This is a genomic window from Sphingomonas sp. (assembly GCF_042096255.1).
In the GTDB taxonomy this organism is placed as follows: domain Bacteria; phylum Pseudomonadota; class Alphaproteobacteria; order Sphingomonadales; family Sphingomonadaceae; genus Sphingomonas.
Map to the genome: position 1 here is coordinate 22465 of NZ_JBELLZ010000039.1, position 6494 is coordinate 28958.

General features: G+C 70.0%; 9 protein-coding genes. 6 read left to right on the plus strand and 3 right to left on the minus strand.

The window, feature by feature from the left end:
• The first annotated feature begins 28 nt into the window (after positions 1-28).
• From tsaB to ACFDTH_RS09260, 6 genes are all read left to right on the plus strand, one after another.
• Positions 29-637 carry a tRNA (adenosine(37)-N6)-threonylcarbamoyltransferase complex dimerization subunit type 1 TsaB gene (gene tsaB, locus ACFDTH_RS09235; protein ID WP_375287250.1) on the plus strand — a complete coding sequence of 203 codons (609 nt, stop codon included), beginning with the start codon at positions 29-31 and terminating at the stop codon, positions 635-637.
• Positions 634-1104: a ribosomal protein S18-alanine N-acetyltransferase gene (rimI, locus tag ACFDTH_RS09240; protein WP_375287241.1), complete on the plus strand. Its 471-nt coding sequence runs from the start codon at positions 634-636 to the stop codon at positions 1102-1104. The genes tsaB and rimI overlap by 4 nt, the downstream gene beginning before the upstream one ends.
• A 97-nt stretch (positions 1105-1201) precedes the next feature.
• Positions 1202-1624: a Fur family transcriptional regulator gene (locus tag ACFDTH_RS09245; protein ID WP_375287242.1), complete on the plus strand. Its 423-nt coding sequence runs from the start codon at positions 1202-1204 to the stop codon at positions 1622-1624.
• 160 nt (positions 1625-1784) lie between these two features.
• Positions 1785-2360, plus strand: coding sequence for a lysophospholipid acyltransferase family protein (locus ACFDTH_RS09250; RefSeq protein ID WP_375287243.1), 576 nt, complete (start codon positions 1785-1787; stop codon positions 2358-2360).
• Between the two features lie 49 nt (positions 2361-2409).
• Complete coding sequence (locus ACFDTH_RS09255) at positions 2410-3156, plus strand: SDR family NAD(P)-dependent oxidoreductase (RefSeq protein WP_375287244.1); 747 nt, start codon at positions 2410-2412, stop codon at positions 3154-3156.
• On the plus strand, positions 3153-4217 hold the full coding sequence (locus tag ACFDTH_RS09260) for an oxidoreductase family protein (protein ID WP_375287245.1): 1065 nt from the start codon (positions 3153-3155) through the stop codon (positions 4215-4217). The genes ACFDTH_RS09255 and ACFDTH_RS09260 overlap by 4 nt, the downstream gene beginning before the upstream one ends.
• A gap of 70 nt (positions 4218-4287) precedes the next feature.
• Here the strand turns inward: ACFDTH_RS09260 and ACFDTH_RS09265 are convergent, their stop codons facing one another.
• The 3 genes from ACFDTH_RS09265 to ACFDTH_RS09275 form a co-directional block, all read right to left on the minus strand.
• Positions 4288-5031 carry a phytanoyl-CoA dioxygenase family protein gene (locus ACFDTH_RS09265; protein ID WP_375287246.1) on the minus strand — a complete coding sequence of 248 codons (744 nt, stop codon included), beginning with the start codon at positions 5029-5031 and terminating at the stop codon, positions 4288-4290.
• Between the two features lie 24 nt (positions 5032-5055).
• Positions 5056-5988: an electron transfer flavoprotein subunit alpha/FixB family protein gene (locus tag ACFDTH_RS09270; RefSeq protein ID WP_375287247.1), complete on the minus strand. Its 933-nt coding sequence runs from the start codon at positions 5986-5988 to the stop codon at positions 5056-5058.
• Positions 5989-6111: 123 nt separating this feature from the next.
• On the minus strand, positions 6112-6494 hold a 383-nt coding region (locus ACFDTH_RS09275; RefSeq protein ID WP_375287248.1), incomplete at its 5' end, for an electron transfer flavoprotein subunit beta/FixA family protein.

Here is a 6494-nt window from a genome sequence, read left to right on the forward strand (position 1 = left end):
CCTCTCCCCGAAAGCGGGGAGAGGGAGTCTGAACGTCCTGGTGATCGATACCGCGACCGCGGCCTGCTCGGTCGCGCTGATCGCGGGTGACGCAGTGCTGGCCGAGCGGCACGACGTGGTCGGACGCGGCCATGCCGAGCGGCTGGTGCCGATGATCGCCGACCTGCCGGACGGCGGCCGCGCGGCGCACATCCTGGTGGATGTGGGGCCGGGCAGCTTCACCGGCATCCGCGTGGGCCTCGCCGCGGCGCGCGCGCTGGGGCTCGCCTGGGGCGTGCCGGTGACGGGCTATTCGTCGCTGGCGCTGGTCGCCGCCGCCGCCCTCGCCGAGGCCGACGCGCCGCTTGCCGTCGTTCTCGAAGGCGGGCACGGTGAGGTGTTCATGCAGAGCTTCACGCCCGATCTCCAGCCGCTCGACGCGCCTGCCTCGCTGTCTCCGGCAGCGGCGCTCGCCGCGCTCGCGGGACGGCGGGCGATCGGCAACGGCGTGCGCTGGCTGACCGCGCTTGATCCGGCGATCGACGCACAGGAGGCATTGCCCCATGCTGCGGACGCTCGCCTGCTACGGGACGCGCTGCGCTCGCTGCCGCCGCGTCCCTTCTATGGCCGCGCGCCCGACGCCAAGCTGCCTGGATGAGCGTACTCCACGCCACCGAGCTGGTCACCGGCAGCGCCGCGGATATCGCGCCGGTGGAGGCGATCATGGCCACTGCCTTCGACCCGCGCTTCGGCGAGGCATGGACCCGCGCGCAGGTGCTGGGCATGCTGTCGATGCCAGGCGTGTGGCTGACGCTGGCGCGGATGAACGATGCGGCGGTCGGCTTCGCGCTGTGCCGCGGCATCCTCGACGAGGCGGAGCTGCTGCTGCTCGCGGTGACGCCGCCGGCACGGCGCCGTGGCGTCGGCGGCGCGCTCTTACGCGGGGTGATCGCCGAGGCGCGCGGGCGCGGCATGACCAGGCTGCACCTGGAGGTGCGCGCGGGCAATGCCGCGATCGCGCTCTATGCGGCGGCAGGCTTCGCCAAGAGCGGCGAGCGACGCAATTACTATCGTGGCACCGACGGGCGCAGCCACGACGCCCACAGTTATGCGCTGGCGCTCTGACCGGGCGGATGGCCGCGGTGCGCTGACTTGCGAGTCGGTTGCGCTTTTCCCGGCGCCCGCATCGCCCTACATAAGCGGCTGAGTTCCCGGAGACGTCATGGCGCGCAAGATCGACCTCGAAGCCCTGTGCAACCAGAAGGGGCTGCGCATCACCGAGCAGCGCCGGGTGATCGCGCGCGTGCTTTCGGAGGCGGAGGACCATCCCGACGTCGAGAAGGTGTACGCGCGCGCCTCGGCGATCGACCCCGGCATCTCGATCGCCACGGTCTATCGCACGGTGCGGCTGTTCGAGGAGGCGGGCATCCTGGACCGCCATGATTTCGGCGACGGCCGCGCCCGCTACGAGCCTTCGCCCGAGGCGCATCACGACCATCTGATCGATGTCGAGACCGGCAAAGTGATCGAGTTCGTCGACCCGGAGCTGGAGCAGCTGCAGAAGCAGATCGCCGAGCGGCTGGGCTTCCGGCTGGTCGACCACCGGATGGAACTCTACGGCGTCAGCCTGACGCGCAAGGACTGAGCTGGGCCGGCTGCGGCTGGTCGCGCGCGTCGGCGCGCTGCTGGCGGCGCTGATCGCCGTCCTGCCGCTGCACCTACTGTGGCGGCTGGTCCGCCTCCCCTCCCCCTGGCCGCGGCTGTTCCTGCGCGCGTTCGGCCGGATCGTCGGCGGGCGGGTGCGGGTGACCGGCGCGCCCCTGCGCCGCAACGTCGTGTTCGTTGCCAACCACCAGAGCTGGACCGACATTCCTTTGCTCGCCGGCGTCACCGGCACCGCCTTCGTCGCCAAGGCGGAGATGCAGGGTGTGCCGGTGATCGGCTGGCTGTGTTCGCTCAACCGCACGCTGTTCGTGCGGCGCGAGGATCGGATGGGGGTCGCCGCGCAGATTGCGAACTTCCGTGCGATGATCGCCGAGGGCTGGGCAGTGACGCTGTTCCCTGAGGGCACCACCGGCGATGGCCATGCCCTCCTGCCGTTCAAGGCGACTTTGCTGGCGGTGCTCGACCAGCCGCCGCCCGGCGTGCGCGTGCAGCCGGTGCGGGTCGATTACGGCATCGCCACCGATGACGTCGCCTGGGTGGGCGACGAGTGCGGGCAGAGCCATGCCGCTCGTGTCTTCTCCCGGCGCGGACGGCTGCCGGTGACGCTCCACTTCCTAGATCCGTTCGAGCCGGACGGCGGGCGCAAGGCGATCGCGGCCGAGGCGCGGCGCCGCATCCTTGCAACGGGCTTGCGCGACGGGGCCGCGGCGGCATAACAAAGGTTACGACACCGGGTCACCGGTGCGACAGAATCGAGGAGAGGGAATGGCGGAGCCGCATCCGTTGTTCGACCTGACAGGCCGACGCGCGCTGATCACCGGCGGCTCGCGCGGGCTGGGACGCGAGATGGCCTTGGCCTTTGCCGAGGCGGGCGCCGACGTGGCGATCTCCAGCCGCAAGGCAGAGGCGTGCGAGGCGGTGGCGGACGAGGTCCGCGCCCGCGGCCGCTGTGCCGCGGCGCTGCCCGCGCATGCCGGGCGGTGGGATGCGATGGACGCGCTCGCCGATGCCGCCGAGGAGGCGCTCGGGCCGATCGACCTGCTGGTCGCCAATGCCGGCATGGGGCCGCTGGTGCCCAGTCACGAGGTGAGCGAGGCTTTGTTCGACAGCGTCGTCAGCCTCAACTTCAAGGGCCCGTTCCGACTGATGGCGAACCTGGCGCAGCGGATGCGCGCGCGCGGCGGCGGCACCATCCTGGCGACCTCCTCGGTCGCGTCGCTCCAGCCCAGCCCGCAGGTGGTGCCCTATGCCGGGGCCAAGGCGGCGCTCAACGCGATCGTGGTCAGCCTGGCGCACGAATATGCGCCGGTGCGGGTGAATGCAATCGCGGCGGGACCGTTCCTGACCGACATCTCCAAGGCGTGGACCGAAGAGGCGCGCGAGCAGTCGCCCAACGCGCTGGGACGACCGGGGCGGCCGGAGGAGATCGTCTCCACCGCTTTGTGGCTGGCCAGCCCCGCCTCGGGCTTCGTCACGGGGGCGGTGGTGCGCTGCGACGGAGGGATGCGATGAGTGCTGCACTCGAACCCGCGGCGGTGGATGCCGCCTGGCTCACCGCGAAACTGCGCGGTGCGGGGGTGATCCGCGCCGCCGAGATAGTGGCAGTCAATTCGGAGCCGGTGGGCGTCGGCATGCTGGGCGATTCGATCCGCTTCGCCGTCACTTACGACCGCGACGAGGGCGCGCCCGCGTCGTTCGTCGGCAAGTTCGCCTGTTCGGACCCGACCAGCCGCGCCACCGGCCAGGGTTTCGGCCTCTACGAGCGCGAGGTGGGCTTCTACCGCGAGGTGGCGCACACTGTTTCGATCCGCACCCCCGCCTGCCATTTCGCCGAATATGACCCGGCGGACGGCACCTTCGCGCTGCTGCTGGAGGACATGGGGCCGGCGCGCGCGGGCAACCAGCTCACCGGCTGCGGGCTGGCCGATGCCGAAGCGGCGATGGTGCAGGCGGCGGCGCTGCACGGTCCGCGCTGGATGGACGAGAGCCTGCGCGCGCACGCCTTTCTCGACACCAGCGCGGCGCGCGATTTCGTCATCTCGGTGTTCCCCGCCTGCCTCGCCGAGTTCCACAACCGCTATGACGGGGTGCTCGAGCCCGAATATATGGCGGTGTGCGACCGCTATGGCGCGATGATGGGCGAGATGGTGACGCGGCCGCCCGAGCGCGTGACGCTGACGCACGGCGACTTCCGGCTGGACAACATGCTGTTCGACGCGCGCGGCGGCACCGTGCCGCTGGCGGTGCTCGACTGGCAGTCTCCCGCGATCGGACCGGGGGCGGTGGACGTGGCGTATTTCCTGGGGCTGGCGCTGTCGATCGAGGACCGGCGGCGGCACGAGCGGCACCTGCTCGACCTGTATCGTGAGGAACTGCGGCGCTATGGCGTGCGCGACTACTCGCATGACGACCTGTACCGCGACTACCGGCGGACCTTGCTGTCCGGCGTGTCGACCGCGGTGTTCGCGAGCGCCTCGACCAAGCGGACCGAGCGCGGCGACGCGATGTTCCTGGCGATGGCGCGGGGTGGCTGCGCGCAGGCGATCGATACGGATGCGTTTGCGGCGGGGTGAGGGGATGTACCCGCGCGAAGGCGGGGCGCCAGCCTGGGCCCCCGCCTTCGCGGGAGCACATTGGTGTGGGTCAGATGCCGAGCCACTCCAAGCCGCCGTCCAGCGGGCCTGCCGCATAGTCGACCTGGAGAACGCGGCGACGCCGCTGACCGTGGGAGGCTGCGGAGGCATGCAGGATCGGCGTGCTATAGGCCCAGACGTCACCAGCCTTGGCGAGGCACGCGATGACTCCGCAGCGCCCCACCGCCGTCGAGATGTCCTCTTCCCGCACCAGACCGAGCCGATGGGACCCCGGCGCGATCAGCAGCGGGGCATTGTCGTTCGGCACTGCGTCGAGATGGATGCGCAATGTGACCATCCGCTCGATCACCTCGAACGGCGGACTGACGTGGAGAATGCCCTGCTTCAGCGTCCATGGGCTGTAGCCAGCAACGTCGCGGCGATCTCGTACGGCAACGGTGCGGTCCTGGTGCCAGCCGAGCGACCAGTTCGTGAGCGATGATTTTTCGAAGAGGATGGCGCGGACGGGGTGAGCGTCGGGGAGGTACGTTGCAGTCAAAGCTTGAATTGGGCCGTCGGCCAGCAGGCGCGTGAGCGCGGGATCGCCTTGGAGGCGAGTGCCGGCGCGATTCTGCGGCGCTGCATTGGCGAGGGCGAGCAGGTCGGGCAGGACCGACGCGGCAGCGCCGGGATAGAAGGCAGCGCCATCGCGCGCGAAGTCGAGGGCCGACGCGGGGATGAACCCCGCGTCGTCGGACGCCGCTGTGGCGGCGCCGGCCGGCCGTGGCTCTATGCCGTCGCTTCGCTTCGGCACCGCCGTGGAGCTACGCTCCACGGCTTAGAGCTTTTCGGTCAGCTCCGGCACCACCTTGAACAGGTCGCCCACCAGGCCAAGATCCGCGACCTGGAAGATCGGGGCGTCCTCGTCCTTGTTGATGGCGATGATGGTCTTCGAATCCTTCATGCCGGCAAGGTGCTGGATCGCGCCGGAGATGCCCACCGCGACATAGACTTCGGGCGCGACGATCTTGCCGGTCTGGCCGACCTGATAGTCGTTGGGGGCATAGCCCGCGTCCACCGCGGCGCGGCTGGCACCGACGCCGGCTCCGAGCTTGTCGGCGAGTGGGTCGATCAGCGCGTGGAACTGCTCCGACGAACCGAGCGCGCGGCCGCCCGAGACGATCACCTTGGCGCTGGTCAGCTCGGGGCGCGCGGACTTGGCGATCTCCTGGCCCTCGAAGGTCGAGAGGCCGGCGTCGCCCGCCGCGGCAGACACCGCCTCGACGGTGCCGCTGCCGCCCTCGGCCGCTGCCTTGTCGAAGGCGGTGGTGCGCACGGTGATCACCTTCTTGGCATCCGAAGTCTGCACCGTGGCGATCGCGTTGCCCGCATAGATCGGACGGGTGAACGTGTCCTCCGCCTCGACCGACAGGATGTCGCTGATCTGCATCACGTCGAGCAAAGCGGCGACGCGCGGGGCGATGTTCTTGCCGGTGGTGGTGGCGGGCGCGACGAACGCGTCGTGGTGGCCCATCAGCTCGGCGACCAAAGGCGCGACATTCTCGGCCAGCGCATGCGCGAAGGGCGCTCCGTCGGCGACATGGACCTTGCCGACACCGGCGATCTTCGCCGCCGCCTCGGCAACCGCGCCGACACCCTCGCCGGCGACGAGGAGGTGGACCTCGCCCAGCTTCGACGCGGCGGTGACCGCGTTGAGGGTGGCGTCCTTGACGGTGGTGCCGTCGTGCTCGACCCAGACCAGAGTCTTCATCTCTCTATCCTCTCAAACCCGCATCCGTTCGCCCTGAGCGAAGTCGAAGGGCACGTCCGGCGGCGGGGAATAGGGCTTCGACTTCGCTCAGCCCGAACGGGAAGTAGGAACCAAGTTCCCCGCTTACTTCGCGATGCCCATGGCGTGGAGTTTCGTCACCAGCTCGTCGACATCGGCGACCTTGACGCCCGCCTGGCGCTTGCCGGGCTCGACCACCTTGAGGGTCTTGAGCCGCGGGGTGACGTCCACACCGTAATCGGCCGGCGTCTTGTTCGCGAGCGGCTTGGACTTCGCCTTCATGATGTTGGGCAAGGAGGCATAGCGCGGCTCGTTCAGCCGCAGGTCGGTGGTGACGATCGCGGGCAGCTTGAACTTGTCCGTCTCCAGCCCGCCGTCGACCTCGCGAGTGACGGTGACATTGTCCGCGGCGAGCTCCACCTTGGAGGCGAAGGTGCCCTGGCCCCAGCCGAGCAGGCCGGCGAGCATCTGGCCGGTCTGGTTGTTGT

What these genes read in the sequence shown, in the direction of transcription:
- rimI (WP_375287241.1), top strand. Translation starts at nt 634, where the DNA reads ATGAGCGTACTCCACGCCACCGAGCTGGTCACCGGCAGCGCCGCGGAT.
- ACFDTH_RS09245 (WP_375287242.1), top strand. Translation starts at nt 1,202, where the DNA reads ATGGCGCGCAAGATCGACCTCGAAGCCCTGTGCAACCAGAAGGGGCTG.
- ACFDTH_RS09255 (WP_375287244.1), top strand. Translation starts at nt 2,410, where the DNA reads ATGGCGGAGCCGCATCCGTTGTTCGACCTGACAGGCCGACGCGCGCTG.
- ACFDTH_RS09260 (WP_375287245.1), top strand. Translation starts at nt 3,153, where the DNA reads ATGAGTGCTGCACTCGAACCCGCGGCGGTGGATGCCGCCTGGCTCACC.
- ACFDTH_RS09270 (WP_375287247.1), bottom strand. Translation starts at nt 5,988, where the DNA reads ATGAAGACTCTGGTCTGGGTCGAGCACGACGGCACCACCGTCAAGGAC.